At 69.5% G+C, this 13,074-nt stretch carries 15 protein-coding genes; 8 read left to right on the top strand and 7 right to left on the bottom strand.

Going from position 1 to position 13,074, the window contains the following annotated elements; genetic code table 11:
• Positions 1 to 112: 112 nt before the first annotated feature.
• Positions 113 to 538, bottom strand: coding sequence for a hypothetical protein (locus H3H54_RS15440; RefSeq protein ID WP_262424556.1), 426 nt, complete (start codon positions 536 to 538; stop codon positions 113 to 115).
• A 76-nt stretch (positions 539 to 614) separates the two neighbouring features.
• Here H3H54_RS15440 and H3H54_RS15445 point away from each other — a divergent pair, with 76 nt between their 5' ends.
• Both H3H54_RS15445 and H3H54_RS15450 read left to right on the top strand, forming a co-directional pair.
• A complete protein-coding gene (locus H3H54_RS15445) occupies positions 615 to 2,189 on the top strand; it encodes a maltokinase N-terminal cap-like domain-containing protein (RefSeq protein ID WP_262424557.1) in 1,575 nt (524 codons plus the stop codon).
• Positions 2,143 to 2,595: a hypothetical protein gene (locus H3H54_RS15450; RefSeq protein ID WP_262424558.1), complete on the top strand. Its 453-nt coding sequence runs from the start codon at positions 2,143 to 2,145 to the stop codon at positions 2,593 to 2,595. Before H3H54_RS15445 ends, H3H54_RS15450 begins: the two co-directional genes overlap by 47 nt.
• 176 nt (positions 2,596 to 2,771) lie before the next feature.
• Here the strand turns inward: H3H54_RS15450 and H3H54_RS15455 are convergent, their stop codons facing one another.
• A complete protein-coding gene (locus H3H54_RS15455) occupies positions 2,772 to 4,904 on the bottom strand; it encodes an ATP-binding protein (protein ID WP_262424559.1) in 2,133 nt (710 codons plus the stop codon).
• A complete protein-coding gene (locus tag H3H54_RS15460; protein WP_262426505.1) occupies positions 4,868 to 6,160 on the bottom strand; it encodes an ATP-binding protein in 1,293 nt (430 codons plus the stop codon). Before H3H54_RS15460 ends, H3H54_RS15455 begins: the two co-directional genes overlap by 37 nt.
• 312 nt (positions 6,161 to 6,472) lie before the next feature.
• Here H3H54_RS15460 and H3H54_RS15465 point away from each other — a divergent pair, with 312 nt between their 5' ends.
• The 6 genes from H3H54_RS15465 to H3H54_RS15490 all read left to right on the top strand — a co-directional run bounded on the left by H3H54_RS15465 (position 6,473) and on the right by H3H54_RS15490 (position 10,877).
• Positions 6,473 to 6,787, top strand: coding sequence for a hypothetical protein (locus H3H54_RS15465; protein ID WP_262424560.1), 315 nt, complete (start codon positions 6,473 to 6,475; stop codon positions 6,785 to 6,787).
• A complete protein-coding gene (locus H3H54_RS15470; RefSeq protein ID WP_262424561.1) occupies positions 6,787 to 8,358 on the top strand; it encodes a glycosyltransferase in 1,572 nt (523 codons plus the stop codon). The genes H3H54_RS15465 and H3H54_RS15470 overlap by 1 nt, the downstream gene beginning before the upstream one ends.
• Positions 8,359 to 8,369: 11 nt before the next feature.
• Entirely contained in the window at positions 8,370 to 8,507 is a 138-nt protein-coding gene (locus H3H54_RS15475; protein WP_262424562.1) for a hypothetical protein, read from the top strand.
• A 185-nt stretch (positions 8,508 to 8,692) separates the two neighbouring features.
• On the top strand, positions 8,693 to 9,370 hold the full coding sequence (locus H3H54_RS15480) for a CDP-glycerol glycerophosphotransferase family protein (RefSeq protein WP_262424563.1): 678 nt from the start codon (positions 8,693 to 8,695) through the stop codon (positions 9,368 to 9,370).
• Between the two features lie 186 nt (positions 9,371 to 9,556).
• Positions 9,557 to 10,243 (top strand): 2-C-methyl-D-erythritol 4-phosphate cytidylyltransferase, encoded by a 687-nt coding sequence (locus H3H54_RS15485; RefSeq protein ID WP_262424564.1) that lies wholly within the window; start codon positions 9,557 to 9,559, stop codon positions 10,241 to 10,243.
• A complete protein-coding gene (locus H3H54_RS15490; protein ID WP_262424565.1) occupies positions 10,236 to 10,877 on the top strand; it encodes an SDR family NAD(P)-dependent oxidoreductase in 642 nt (213 codons plus the stop codon). Before H3H54_RS15485 ends, H3H54_RS15490 begins: the two co-directional genes overlap by 8 nt.
• A 227-nt stretch (positions 10,878 to 11,104) precedes the next feature.
• Here H3H54_RS15490 and H3H54_RS15495 read toward each other — a convergent pair whose 3' ends face one another.
• The 4 genes from H3H54_RS15495 to H3H54_RS15510 are packed head-to-tail and all read right to left on the bottom strand — an operon-like array spanning position 11,105 to position 12,891.
• On the bottom strand, positions 11,105 to 11,593 hold the full coding sequence (locus H3H54_RS15495; RefSeq protein ID WP_262426548.1) for an ABC transporter ATP-binding protein: 489 nt from the start codon (positions 11,591 to 11,593) through the stop codon (positions 11,105 to 11,107).
• A complete protein-coding gene (locus tag H3H54_RS19160) occupies positions 11,590 to 11,982 on the bottom strand; it encodes an ATP-binding cassette domain-containing protein (protein WP_316249058.1) in 393 nt (130 codons plus the stop codon). The genes H3H54_RS15495 and H3H54_RS19160 overlap by 4 nt, the downstream gene beginning before the upstream one ends.
• Positions 11,975 to 12,646, bottom strand: a complete 672-nt coding sequence (locus H3H54_RS15505; RefSeq protein ID WP_262424566.1) for an ABC transporter permease — start codon at positions 12,644 to 12,646, stop codon at positions 11,975 to 11,977. The genes H3H54_RS19160 and H3H54_RS15505 overlap by 8 nt, the downstream gene beginning before the upstream one ends.
• Complete coding sequence (locus tag H3H54_RS15510; protein ID WP_262424567.1) at positions 12,646 to 12,891, bottom strand: hypothetical protein; 246 nt, start codon at positions 12,889 to 12,891, stop codon at positions 12,646 to 12,648. The genes H3H54_RS15505 and H3H54_RS15510 overlap by 1 nt, the downstream gene beginning before the upstream one ends.
• Positions 12,892 to 13,074: the final 183 nt, after the last annotated feature.

Below are 13,074 nucleotides of genomic sequence, written 5' to 3' on the forward strand. Positions count from 1 at the left end.
TCGATGCGGACCGCCTCACCGGCGGAGCCGTGGACGGTGATCTCCTCGAGCTCGAGCAGCTCCGGGGTGAGCACGACGGGCAGGGAGCGGCTGCCGTGGATGCTTCCGATGGTCAGCGCGACCGGTGTGGTCGGGCCCTCCGCTCCGGGTTCCGGGGTGAACACCAGATCCTCGCCGAGCAGGGACCAGCTCCCCTCCCCTGCGACAGCGATGCTGCGGGAGTCCTCCCCAGGGCCATCTGTGCCCGCAGGGGAGCATCGATTTCCTCCGGCAGGCCCAGGCGTGCGGAGCTGATGTCGAGCTCGGCCTCGACGTCGTCCTCGATCAGCGCCACCAGCGGGGTCCGCGTCACCGAGCTGGGGACCATCTCCAGCGTGGTGGTCTCGGCGGGGAAGCTGAACGGGCCGTCCTCGCCGAGCGCAGAAGCGGGCAGGGCGGTCGACAGCGCGAGCCCGCCGGCGGCGCACAGCGCTGCAACACGCACGGCCAGGGATCCCGGACGTGCGCGCGAGGGGCGACGCGACGACGGCTCGGGCACCGGCCCAGGGTAGCAACGCCCGCCGGGAACCTGCGGATCCGGCCCGGGGGCAGCACGGCGTCCGTACAGTGAACGCATGGACGAGACGCGCCCCTCCGCCTCCTCTGTTCCGGATGCCGCTGCTGTCCCGGGCCCGGGTTCGACCGCGCGGGCCGGGGCGGGGGCTGCCCTCGACGTCTCCGCGCTGCCGCCCTGGGGCGAGGTGCTCGCCCAGCTCACCGAGCAGCTGGCGGCCTGGATGCCGGACCAGCGCTGGTACGCCCACAAGGGTGCGGGCACGCCCCGGGTGTCGATCCACGGGTGGGCGCCGCTGCGCGTGGCCCCCGACCACGTGGTGGTGCTGGTCGCGGTGGCGGTGGTGCTCGAGCACGGTGGTGAAGCTCTCTACCAGGTGCCGTTGGTGCTGCGTCATCCGCAGGCGCCTGCGGGTTCGCGCGAGGAGGGTTCCGAGGTGGGGGTCGTCGCTGTGCCCGGTGGTCCGCTGCGCGCGGACGATGCCGCGCGCGACGCCGATGGTCGGGCGGCGATCATCGCCGCCCTGGTCTCCGGGGAGGGGGCGCTGGGGCACTCGCTGAGCCTCGCCTCGCATCGTCCGACCCCCGGCGCACCGCTGCCCCTGGGGCGGGCCATGCGCAGCCGGCTGCTCGCCGGGGAGCAGTCCAACACCTCGCTGATCGTCGAGACCGAGGGCGCCTCGCCGCTGATCGTGAAGCTGTTCCGAGTGCTCCAGGACGGCGAGAACCCGGACGTGGTGCTGCAGGGTGCGCTGACCGCGGTCGGCAGCCGTCAGGTGCCGGCGCTGGTGGGCTCCGCCACGATCGCGGTCGGCGGGATCCGCACCCATTCGCTGCTGGCCCAGGAGTTCCTGCCGGGGGTCGAGGACGCCTGGCGGGTGGCGCTGCGGCTGGCGGCCGCCGGTGAGGACTTCTGGGAGGCGGCGCACCGGCTGGGGATCGCCGTGGCGGAGGTCCACCGCGACCTGGCCGATTCGCTCGGCACCACGATCGCCGATCCCTCGCTGGTGCAGGAGATGGTGTCGCGGATGCGTCGGCGCCTGAGCGAGATCTCCGCCGAGGTGCCGCAGGTCTCCCGCCACCAGGAGCGGATCGGTGCCTTGCTGGACTCCGCCGCCGAGGTGAGGTGGCCTGCGATGCAGCGCATCCACGGAGACCTCCATCTGGGCCAGGCGCTGCTGGTGCCCGAGCGGGGCTGGGTGCTGCTGGATTTCGAGGGCGAGCCGCTGCGTCCTCTGGCGCAGCGGAACCTCCCGGACTCCCCGCTGCGGGACGTGGCCGGGATGCTGCGCAGCCTCGACTACGCCGCGGGTGCGGTGCTGCTCGAGCACGGGAGGGACGCCACAGAGTGGGCGACCGCGACCCGCACCGCCTTCCTCGACGGCTATGCACAGGGCGCAGGATGGTCCGAGGGCGATGACGCGCTGCCGATCCTGCTGGCCGCGTTCGAGGCCGACAAGGCCGTCTACGAGGCGCTGTACGAGGCGCGGAACCGCCCGGACTGGCTGCCGGTCCCCTGGCGGCGCTCGAACGGATCAGCGCACCAGCCGCGGAGGCGGGGTCAGCGGGCTGAGCGGCGAGGCGGGGCTGGTGGTGGCGAGCGAGGGCGAGGGAGCCGGGCAGGAACGGCGCGCTGATCGCCCGCACTGCGACCCGTACGCCGACGAGCACCTCGAGCAGGTCCCCGCCGGCGTCGGTCCAGGTGGTCCCCCGGATGCCGTGACCGTCCTGTTCCGAGCGAAGATGCATCCCCCGCGATCCGGCGATCCCGTGCACCGTCTCGAGCAGCCCCGCGGTCGCGCTCGCCGACGGGGCGGGCAGGCCCGAGCTCGTCAGCAGCGCGCTGACGTGACAGAGGGTCTGCAGGCCGCGCCAGGAGCCTCCGGAGGAGCGGTCGCGCTGCGGGCGGTGATCCTCGAAGGAGACCAGCCCCGGCTGCGCCTCGAGCACTGCGGTGGTGACGGCGCTGAGCAGATCGTGGATCCGAGAATGGGTCTCGTCCTGGCCAGGGATGGAGTCGGAGTGGTGCGGGGCAGGCGCTGACATCACGCGTCCACCTCCCCTTCTCCGCGTCGTCACAGCGATGCGCGCCCGTTGCACCGTCCCATCACAACGGTGACGACCAGGCTATCGATCCTCGGCCCCCTGCCGATGGGGAGAACTCCCCATGCACCCCCGGAATCACCGGGTGGTGATGCTCTCGGCCCGACGGTCCCGGCTCACTCCTGCACGGGGACGAACTCCACCGGGGCCACCGAGGAGTAGCGGTCCTGCCGGATGGACACCACGCCCACACCACCGATGAACGGCGCGAGGGCCTGCGGGTTCTTGCCGGGGTTGGCGAGGATCACCTGGAAGCCGAAGTGGCGGAAGGACTCCATGGCGGCGGTGATGAACTTGCCCGCCCCCTTGGAGAAGGCCTCGTCGATGATGATCGGCGCATAGCGCGGGACGTCCTGCCCGGTGCCCGCCAGCTGGTACCGCAGAGCTGCGGCGAGGCAGAAGGTCGCCAGGCGCTCGTTCTGGCCGCCCGAGAGGGGGCCGCCGGATTCGTGGGCGTGGACCACCGTGCCGGCCGCATCGACCTCCTCGGCGTGGAAGTGGACGTGGCGGCGCACATCGAGGATGACCCGGGAGACCTGATCATCGCGGGTGCGTGCCGCACCGATCATGTCCATCAGGTGACGCAGCGAGAGGAAGCGTTCCTCCGCGAGCTCACGGTCGCGCGAGATGTCGTGCAGCGCGGAACCGGCCACAGCATCCTCGAGCGCCCGCTTGAACTCGTCGAGCGCCGCCAAGTGCACCGGGCGCATCGACAGCTGCAGATACCGACCGGAATGGAACTCCACCTGCGCGAGCAGGGCGTTGATCCGCTGCAGGCGCTTGCGGATCTCGGCCGGCTCACGGGCGATCGCAGTGGCCAGAGCCTGCACGTCGCCGAGCGTGTTGCCGGTGAAGAACTCGAAGAAGCGATCCTCGACCTCGGGCAGCTTCTCCTCCTCGATCCGCTGCAGGATCGCGAGGTAGTCGTCGACGGCCTCGAGCGTCGGCGCGGTGTCGCCGGCGCGGGCCGGCCAGCGTCGCGAGAACTCGCGCATCGCGGTGCGCATGTCCTCCTCGGCGCGGGAGGTGCGGCGGGTGAGGTCCATCAGCTCCGCATCCAGCGTGGCCGAGGCGTCCTTGGTGACCTGATCGATCGTGGAGAGCACCAGGGTGGGTGCGATAGCGGCGAAGCGCTCGGCCAGCTCCTGTTCGACCTCGGGGTCGAGGGTGGACTCCGCGATCCGCTCCCGGGCCTCGGCGAGGCGATCCTCGGCCCGCTCCGCCTGCTCGGCGAGCTTGCCGGCGGTGCGCACCACCTCCAGCAGCTCCTCGTCGCTGCCGGCGATGGACTGCTCGATGTCATCGATCTGGCGGGCCAGCTCGGCCAGTGCGGCGGAGCCGTCCTCCGCGGCGCGGACCATGTCCCGCAGGTTCGCCACACGCCGCGCGACCGAGGCGGCGTCGATGTCGTCCCAGGTGACGGCGCTGATCAGCTGGAGGGCGTAGAGCCGCTCCTGGCGCCGCTCCCGCTCGCTCTCGACATCCTTGCGCCGCGCCTGCGCTTCGAACAGCGCCTGCTCGGCACGGGTGCGCTCGGTCTCGAACACCGCCCGCTTGGCACGGTTGTCGAAGCCGAGCACCCACTGGGAACGATCGTTGATCTGGCGATCCGCGTTCTTCTCGTGGCGGGTGGCGGAATGCTTGATCTGCCCCGAGCGCAGCACCGCCCGGTTCAGCCGCGTGAACTCCTCGAGGTTCTCCGCGCACGTGTAGTCCATGCGGGAGGCGATCTCGTGGGAGAGCCACACATGGAACTCCCCGTCCTTGACATCGAGCTTCGCCGCCAGCGAACGGTCATCGATGTTCTTCGCCGGCCGACGCAGATCGGTGTTGACCCGGTTGTAGGAGATCCGGCGGCGCAGCCTGGTGCGGTCGATGACAGCGGCGACCTCCCGGTACACCCGGTCCGGGACCAGGATCGAACGGGCCAGGCCGCGCAGCGCCTGCTCGGCGGCGGCTGTCCACTCCTCCTCGCCGGTGCGCACCTGCAGCAGCTCGGCCGCGAAGGGCAGCTCGGTGGGGGCGATGCCCACCTCGGCGGCGATGTGGTCGCGCAGGGCGACGTCCTCGGAATGGAGGTTCGAGGCCCGCGAGGTCAGGGAGGTGAGCTCCTCGCGGGTGCGGGCGAGGGTCTGCCCCAGTTCACGGACTGCCGCCTCAGCCTCCCAGCGGGCGGCGTCGGTGCCCTTCTCCTCCGCCTCGAGGTCCTCCTTCAGCGCCGTGACCTCGCGCTGCAGGGCCAGGAACATGTCCTCCCCCGCCGGGGTGCGCAGCTCGACCGTGGCCAGCTGGGCGGCGAACTCGGTGCCGCGCTCGCGGCGGCGCTCCCGCTCGACCTCGAGGCCGGCGATCTGCTGCTTCCAGTCATCGATCTCGCCACCACCCGCGCGGCGACGCTGCTCCTTGAGCTGGGCGAGGTCGGAGCGGGCCTCGGCGACGTCCTGGGTGAGGCGTCGCTGCTGCGCCGCGAGGCGGTCGCGCTCGAGCTGGAGGTTGCCGGTCTCCTCCCCAGCAGGCGCACCAGGTGCTGTGCGGCGAAGACGTCGATATCGGCGCGGCGGTCCACCAGCTCACCGCCCCGCGCTCGCATCGCGGACCAGTCCTCGTGGTTCCCGCGCAGCCCGCGCAGCAGATCCCGCTGCTCGCGCGCCGTCACCAGCGCCTCGTACACCTCTGAGAGGTTGTGGAAGTTCGCGAGCGCCTGATCGGCGAGCTCGAAGGTGCGCGGCGCATCGAGCATGTAGTCGCGCAGCAGCCCGTTGACGTCGCCGAGCTCCTTGGCGGACTGGATCTTGTGCAGCAGGCCCAGCGCCTTCTCGTCCGGGATCCCCAGCAGCTGGCAGAACGCGGCCCGGTACTCCCGGAACTGGCGGAAGGTCTGCGTGCCGGGGTGCGCGGCCTCGAGGGCCTTGCCCTCGATCTGGGTGGAGACGAACTTGCGCAGGTCGGTGACGTCCAGCGGGGTCCGCGCGATGACGTACAGGCTCTTGACGTCGGAGTCCGCGGAGTGGCCGGCGTGCAGCAGGAGCAGCCGCGAGAGCTGGACGGTGCCTCCCTGCCCGTCGCTGTAGCGCAGCGTGAGCACCGACAGGGTGGTCTTCTCGCGCAGCACCTCCTGGCTGAACTCGCCGGTGGCCTGGTCGTAGTGCATCGCCCAGGCGCCGCGCACGTAGCTCGCCACGGTGCGGCGGTACTTCGAGCGGTTCGGACCGGCATCGGAGGCGGCGGCATTGAACTGCAGGGTGCGCGGCGGGGTCAGCAGCGCGCTGATCGCATCGAGCAGGGTCGACTTGCCGGTGCCGGGGCCCCCGGTGAGGAAGAAGCCCTTGGAGGAGATCTTCAGATCGTGGGTGCCGTGGAAGGTGCCCCAGTTGGAGACCTGCACGGCGACGAGGCGCCACTGCCCGGGGTGGGGATGGTCGGGGTCGCGCTCGCCCTGCGGGGCGTGCGCATCGGCCTCGGCCATGCCGGGGAGGTCGAGTCCGTCCTGGGCGATGTCGGTCATGGAAGTCACCCGTAGAGAGTACTAAGGAGCGGGCCGATGGGCTCGCAGGTCGGTGCGCAACGCTTCCCGGCCCCTGCGCCACCCTCGTGTCGCCCTGGGTTCATCTGCGGTTCACGTTGGTATAGTCGCGAAACCACAGGCCCCTCCCGAGCACTGCGACGGCTGGCACGCACCCGCTCACCTCCCGTCCGACGACTCCGGAGACCGTGCCTGGTCCCGCCGACATCATCAGGAGGATGGATGCAGGACGCGTCACGCGGCCGCACGCCGGGCGAGGTGGCGCCAGCGGGCGACTCATCGGCAGCTGCACCGATGACTGCACCGATGACGGTCCTCCAATCCTCCGATCCCACCTCCTCCCCCGCGCTGTGGGGCCAAGCCTTCCCGGTGCTGGTCTGGCGGAAGGTGCTGGGAGATCGCACGCCGATGGTGGCCGTCGAGGGCGGCGGCGCCGCGCTGCGAGGCGCCCTTGACGGGCATGAGACCCGGTTCGACCCGATCCCCGCTGGCGGCCGGCCCCTCGCCCCCTCCGAGCTCGCTCAAGAGTGGCTCTGGGCCGAGGGTGCCGCCGGAGCGGTGACGTGGAGCGTGCGAGGCGGGACCGAGCTTCCCCGGTCACGGTGGTGATGCCGACCTACCGCCGCGAAGGGGATGCGATCGCCCAGATCCACCGCTTCCTGGAGATGGACACCGTCACGAGGATCGTGGTCGTGGACCAGGGCGGCACGCTCGACTCACTCGCGGAGTTCAGCGCGATGCTCGCCCAGCACGAGCAGCTCCGGCTCGTCTCCCAGCCGAACCTCGGCGGCTCGGGAGGTTACGCGCGCGGCATGCTCGAGGCAGCCGGCGATCCCGGGGCGGCGGTCCTGTTCTCCGACGATGACGCCGTCCTCTCGGCGGAGTCGCTGCGCCGGATGGTGACCTATCAGGCGCTCGCCGCCCGCGCCACCATCATCGGCACCCCGTTGTTCTCCTCGCGCCGCCCCTCCCAGCTGATCACCCACACCGAGACGGTCCGGGCCGAGGTCTTCCAATGGGTCGCGGTCGACAGGATCCGCGGCACGATCGATCTGGACGGCACCACGCCGGCGGACTGGGACTTCCTCTCTCCGCACGGTCAGGCGAATTACACCGGCTGGTGGGGCACCCTGTTCCCGCCGGGGACCGCCTCCGAGCTCGGCCTGCCCGCCCCGCTCTTCCTCAAGTGGGACGACGCCGAGTACGGCCTGCGCGCCACGTCGCACGGATATGACCATGCCGTGCTCCCGGGGACCGCCGTGCATCATCCGCCGTGGACCGCGTACCGCACGCAGATGTCATGGACCGCGCGGGTGCTGCACCGCAATCGCCTCGCGATCGCCGCCGCCTACGGTGCAGGCCGCGGGGTGATCGTCTCCTCGCTGGTGCACCAGCTCAAGCACATCCTCTCCGGGCATCTGCTGACCGCAGAGCTGTGGGAGTCGGGCATCGCCGCGGTGAGCGCCGGGCCGGAGGCGTGGCTGGGCCACGACCTGCCCCGCGCCCGTCGGGAGAGCACGCAGGTCTTCGACCAGTGGCACAGGGAGCACGATGCCTCACTCCTGGTCGCCGCGACCCATGAGGCACCGCTGGCTCTGCTGTGGGGATTGGCGCGTGCGGCGGCACGGATGGTCCTGCCCGACAGGCCCTCGCGCGTCGTGCTCGCGGTGAAGGCCGACGAAGTGCACTGGCGCACCACTCTCGGCGGAGACACGCTGCTCATCACCGACGACGAGGGCACCCCCGAGAGCGCCTTCGTGGTGCGCGGCTCGGCGATGAGGCGCGCGCTGTCCCGCACCGTGCGTTCCCACGCGCGTCTCGCCCGGCACTGGAGCGCTCTGCAGGGACGCTACCGCGACGCGCTCCCCGGCACACGACCGCCGCGTCCTGGGCCGAGCTCTTCGAGACGGCCACCGACGACACGATCGAGAGGACATGATCATGCCGGCACGCGGGAACGCGCTCCAAGCGGCGCGTGCGCAGCACGGGCGGCAAGCTGCTGCGCCGACTGCGGCTGCTGCCCGGCGGCATGCCGGACGGCATCGGGGACGACGCCGCTCTGCAGGACGCAGCCCTCGAGGGCGACATCGTCGTGTACTTCCCGGACACCGGGGACAGCCTCTACCAGCTGCGCAGCTGGTACGGGCCCCTGCTCGAACTGCACCGTGCCCAGGGCGTGACGATCGTGTGCATGGACTCCCGCACCGCCCAGGCGATCCGCGACGAACTCCCCGTCCCCGTGGTCACGATCGCCCTGGACGCCACGCTCGACGCGATCATCCTGCGCAGCGACACCAAGCTGGTGCTCTACGTGAACTACAACCCCTGAACACGGCAGCGCTGCGCTCCCGCTCCGCGATCCACGTCTCGCTGCTGCACGGCGATTCCGACAAGCTCGTCTCGGTCTCCAACCAGATCAAGGCCTACGACTACTCCTTCGTCGCCGGCCAGGCGGCGATCGACCGGCTCGATCGGTACACCACGCTGTTCGACGCGGCGGCGCGCTGCATCCCGGTGGGTCGTCCCTCCCTGGACACCGACCGGACCGAGGTCGCGCCCCGCGCCCATCTCCGGCTGACGGTGCTCTACGCGCCGACGTGGGAGGGCGGGCAGGCTTCGGCCGCCTACAGCTCGCTGTGCACCCACGGCGCGCGCATGGTGCGCTCCCTGCTCGACGCCGGTCTCGACGTCATCTACCGCCCTCATCCGCTCACCGGGGTGAGGGTCCCGGAGTTCGGAGAGGCCGATGCGGAGCTGCGTCAGCTCGTGGAGGCCGCCGGCGGCCTCGTCAGCGCGGATCGCTCCATCCCGCAGGACTTCGCAGAGGCGGATCTGATCCTCTGCGACATCTCGGCGATCGCGAACGAGTGGCTGCCCACCGGGAAGCCGCTGATCATCACGAACCCTTCGGATCCTCACACCCGGGACGCGGCCACGGCGCTGCTCGACACGGTGCCGCGCCTCGCCGAATCCGACAGCGGGCGGACCGGAGCCATCGCTCGCGAGGAGATCGAGCACGACGCGCTGCGCGAGCAGAGGCTCGAACTCGTCGAGTACTACCTCGGCGACATCGCGCCGGGGCGCTCCCTGGAACGCTTCCTCGCGGCGTGCCGCAGGCTGTCCTCCAAGCGCGACGAGCTATGGGAGCGCCTGCAGTCGAATGATGCGCAGCCACCCGGGAACCTCACCTGAGAGCGACCCGCCCCGCCCCGCAGGGACTGCGGCTCCCGCGTGCCGCCCGAGTTCGACGCGTCCGCCTTGTACAGTGAAATGCACATGTCGCCCTGGTGGCGGTCAGATGAATTCGACGGATGCGGTCTCGTCAGTGACTGCTCACGTCACGGCAGAGCCGCCGACCCGCACGAAGGAAACCTCTCTATGTACTCACTCATCCTCCTCAACGGCGGGATAGGCAGCCGCACGGGTGCGAACCAGCCCAAGCAGCTGCTGAAGCTCCGCGGCATCCCGATCCTGGTCTACGCGCTCGTGACCGCAGATCGGGTCGAGCAGATCTCCCAGATCGTCGTGAACTACCCGCCCGACTGGCGCGAGCAGATCGAAGAGGTGCTCGAGGCCTACGCGATCTCCACCCCGGTCACGCTGGTGGAGGCCGGCCACTCCCGGCATTCCTCTGTGGCCGCGATGCTCCCCCACTGCACCAATGACGACGTGATCATCCACGAGTCCGCTCGCCCCCTGGTGCGCGAGCGCGACTTCCGCAACCTCATCGAATCGGACCACAAGAACGTCTCGCTGATGTCGGAGATCTCCTTCACGGTGGCGCCGGTGGACCCGGAGACCGCGGAGGTGACCGGTTCGCTCGACCGCGCACGACTGCGCAACGTCCAGCTCCCGCAGAAGTTCTCGAAGAGCGACCTGCAGGCGGCGCACGACCGCGCTGTCGAGCAGGGCGTCGAGTTCACTGAGGACGCCACCCTGGTGGCCGACAGCGGATATCCCGTCCACTTCATCGACGGTTCCGACGAGAACTTCAAGGTCACCACCAGCACCGATCTGAAGATGGCAGGGTTCCTCCTGCGACCCGAGGAGGACGACGATGAGTAAGACCGCACTCGTGACCGGCGCGTCGCGAGGCATCGGCCTCGAGACCACCCGCCGATTCATCCTGAACCACGACGACATCACCACCGTGGTGATGTTCGCCCGTGATTCGGAGGACTTCGACGACAACGTCGCCGCGCTCGAATCCGAGCTGCCGATCGGCCGCAAGATCGTGCCGTACCGGGTGGACGTGGGCGACCGCTCGGCTCTGAAGAAGGCCGTCAAGCAGGCCTACGACGAGGTTGGCAACATCGACATCCTGATCAACAACGCCGGGTACACGAACCCGGTGCCGCTGCAGCAGGTCAAGATGGCCGACTTCGAGAAGACGATGAACGTGAACCTCTACGGTCCCTTCACGATCGTCAAGACGCTCCTGAACCGGGGCAACCGCTTCGATCTCATCGTGAACATCGCCTCGACCGCCGGCATCAACGGCCGGTCCGGCTGGCTCACCTACTCGGCCTCCAAGGCCGCGGTGATCAACATGAGCCAGGTGATGCGCGAGGAGCTGTCGATCTACGGCACCCGCGTGGTGTGCCTCTCCCCGGCCGCACCGCGACCGCACTGCGCCGCACGCTCGCGCCGGAGGAGGATCCCAGCACGATCATGCAGCCCGAGCACGTCGCTCAGGTGATCTACACGCTGTGCTCCCCGTGGGTCGCTTCATCGACTCGGAGAACATCGTCGTGCGGCAATGACGTGAGGCCGTGCGTCGGCCCCGCGCGCCGGGGCCGACGCGTCGAGAAGGGCGTGTCCCGATCCTGGATCGGGGCACGCCCTCTCTTTCATCAGGCCCACTGCGGCCGGCCACGGCCGACCTCCGCGGGAGCAAGCTCCCTCCGCCGCCGTCTGCGCGAGCGCTCACTTCTTGGGCTGGGGCCTGCCCCTCTTCTTCGGATTCTTGGCATCGACGAACGCCTTGTAGGACCGGCACACTTCGGTCGGATCTCCGTCCATCACCAGCTTGCCCTCGTGGACCCAGAGCACACGCGTGCACATGCTCTTGATCGTCGCCAGGGAATGGCTGACGAGGAACACGGTGCCGGCCGACTGGCGGATCTCGTCCATCCGCGCCTTGCTCTTGGCTCGGAAGTGAGCATCGCCGGTGGCCAGTGCCTCATCGATCATCAGGATGTCCGGGACCGCCGAGGCGGAGATGGCGAAGCGCAGCCGCGCACCCATCCCCGAGGAGTAAGCCTTCATCGGCAGGTTGACGAACTCACCGATCTCCGCGAAGTCGACGATCTCCTGGTACCGCTCCTTGACCTGCTTGGTGCTGAGACCCAGAGCCAGGGCGCCGATCATGATATTTCGTTCGCCGGTCAGGTCCTTCATGAGCACGGCGTTCACGCCGAGGAGCGAAGGGCTGCTCGCCACATGGACCGTCCCCGCCGCCGGGGGATGAGGCCCGCGATGGCGCGCAGCAGGGTCGACTTGCCCGAGCCGTTCTCGCCGATGATGCCGATGGCCTCACCATGGCGCGCCGCAAAAGTGACCCCCTTGATCGCCTTGACCTCACGGACCGCAGGCTGCTTCGCCCCACGACGCACGAGCCTTCCGAGGATCCCCCAATCCCGCCCGGGCCCGTGCCCGACCTTCTTCGCGCCGAAGACTCTGTAAGTGATGTGCAGGTCGTTGACGAGGAGCGAGAGACGATCCGAGGGGACGGGGAGGACAGGTGGTCCGTCGAGGTCCTCGGGATCCACCTCGAAGTCGACCTCTTCTTCGACATCAGTCACGTCCGTACCTCTCCTCTCCACGCCAGAACACGAGGAATCCGATGATCGCGAACGCCACCGCCCAGCCGATGCCGAACAGCCACATCGTGAGGCTCGGCTCGTAGGCGGGCTCGTTCAGCAGGCAGGAGCGCACCAGATAGAGATAGACGGCGACGGGCTGATACTCGACGATCCATCCCCAGCTGAAGCCTCCCAGGAACCGATCGATCGAGAAGATGACTCCTGAGCCGTACATCAGCACGCGCATGACGTGCGGGAGCAGGTTGTCCAGGTCCGGCGTCATCGCAACCCAGCGGGCCACGAGGAAGGCGCAACCGGTCGAGAAGAGCCAGAGCAGGCCGATGGCCGGGATCGTCAGCAGCCAGTACCAGTCGATGGTCACCTCCCCCGCGAAGGGCAGGAACCCTGAGACGTACGAGACCACGCACATCACCACGACCGTCGGCCCGAGGACGGCGAGCTCCGCGAGGACACCGGCGGTCGGCAGCACGGCGCGCGGGAACTGCACGGACCGCACGAGGTTGAGGTTCTTGTTGATCGAATGGGCACCGGCCATGACGGAGCGTTCGAAGAAGCGGAACATGAACACGCCGCACACGATGAAGGCGATGGTGTTCTCGATGCCTTCTCGACCCACCTGCAGGATGAACCCGAAGATGACCACTAGACCGCGGCGTTCATCAGCGGTGAGAGCACGGTCCACAGCTGTCCGAGGTAAGTGTTCTGGTTCTCGGCGTGGGCTTTGGAGACCGCCAGCACCTTGACGAAGGAGCGCCGGGCCCACAGCTCCTTCACGTACCCGAGCAGGCGCGGCCGCACTCCGATCGGCTCGAGCCCGTTCTCCCTGGCGACGCTCTCCACGTCGGCCTGGGCGAAAGTGCGCTCGAGCGGTTCCGGCGCCGAAGGCACCGCGACTCGTCCTGCCTCACCAGCGGTCAAGACACTGCTCCAATCTCGCCGAGACGAGGCGAACTCAAGAGCCCCGGAGATAGGTTCATGATAGCGACACCCGCATTTCACTCACAGTTCATCGAGTTCGCGCGAGCCACCACTGTACGGCGACCTGATCGCCTCACCCTGCAGCCGTGATCG

The organism is Brachybacterium sp. Z12 (assembly GCF_014400405.1).
Lineage (GTDB): Bacteria > Actinomycetota > Actinomycetes > Actinomycetales > Dermabacteraceae > Brachybacterium.

What these genes read in the sequence shown, in the direction of transcription:
- H3H54_RS15485 (WP_262424564.1), top strand. Translation starts at nt 9,557, where the DNA reads ATGTACTCACTCATCCTCCTCAACGGCGGGATAGGCAGCCGCACGGGT.
- H3H54_RS15455 (WP_262424559.1), bottom strand. Translation starts at nt 4,904, where the DNA reads ATGTTCCTGGCCCTGCAGCGCGAGGTCACGGCGCTGAAGGAGGACCTC.
- H3H54_RS15460 (WP_262426505.1), bottom strand. Translation starts at nt 6,160, where the DNA reads ATGACCGACATCGCCCAGGACGGACTCGACCTCCCCGGCATGGCCGAG.
- H3H54_RS15470 (WP_262424561.1), top strand. Translation starts at nt 6,787, where the DNA reads ATGCCGACCTACCGCCGCGAAGGGGATGCGATCGCCCAGATCCACCGC.
- H3H54_RS15475 (WP_262424562.1), top strand. Translation starts at nt 8,370, where the DNA reads ATGGACTCCCGCACCGCCCAGGCGATCCGCGACGAACTCCCCGTCCCC.
- H3H54_RS15465 (WP_262424560.1), top strand. Translation starts at nt 6,473, where the DNA reads ATGACTGCACCGATGACGGTCCTCCAATCCTCCGATCCCACCTCCTCC.
- H3H54_RS15490 (WP_262424565.1), top strand. Translation starts at nt 10,236, where the DNA reads ATGAGTAAGACCGCACTCGTGACCGGCGCGTCGCGAGGCATCGGCCTC.
- H3H54_RS15445 (WP_262424557.1), top strand. Translation starts at nt 615, where the DNA reads ATGGACGAGACGCGCCCCTCCGCCTCCTCTGTTCCGGATGCCGCTGCT.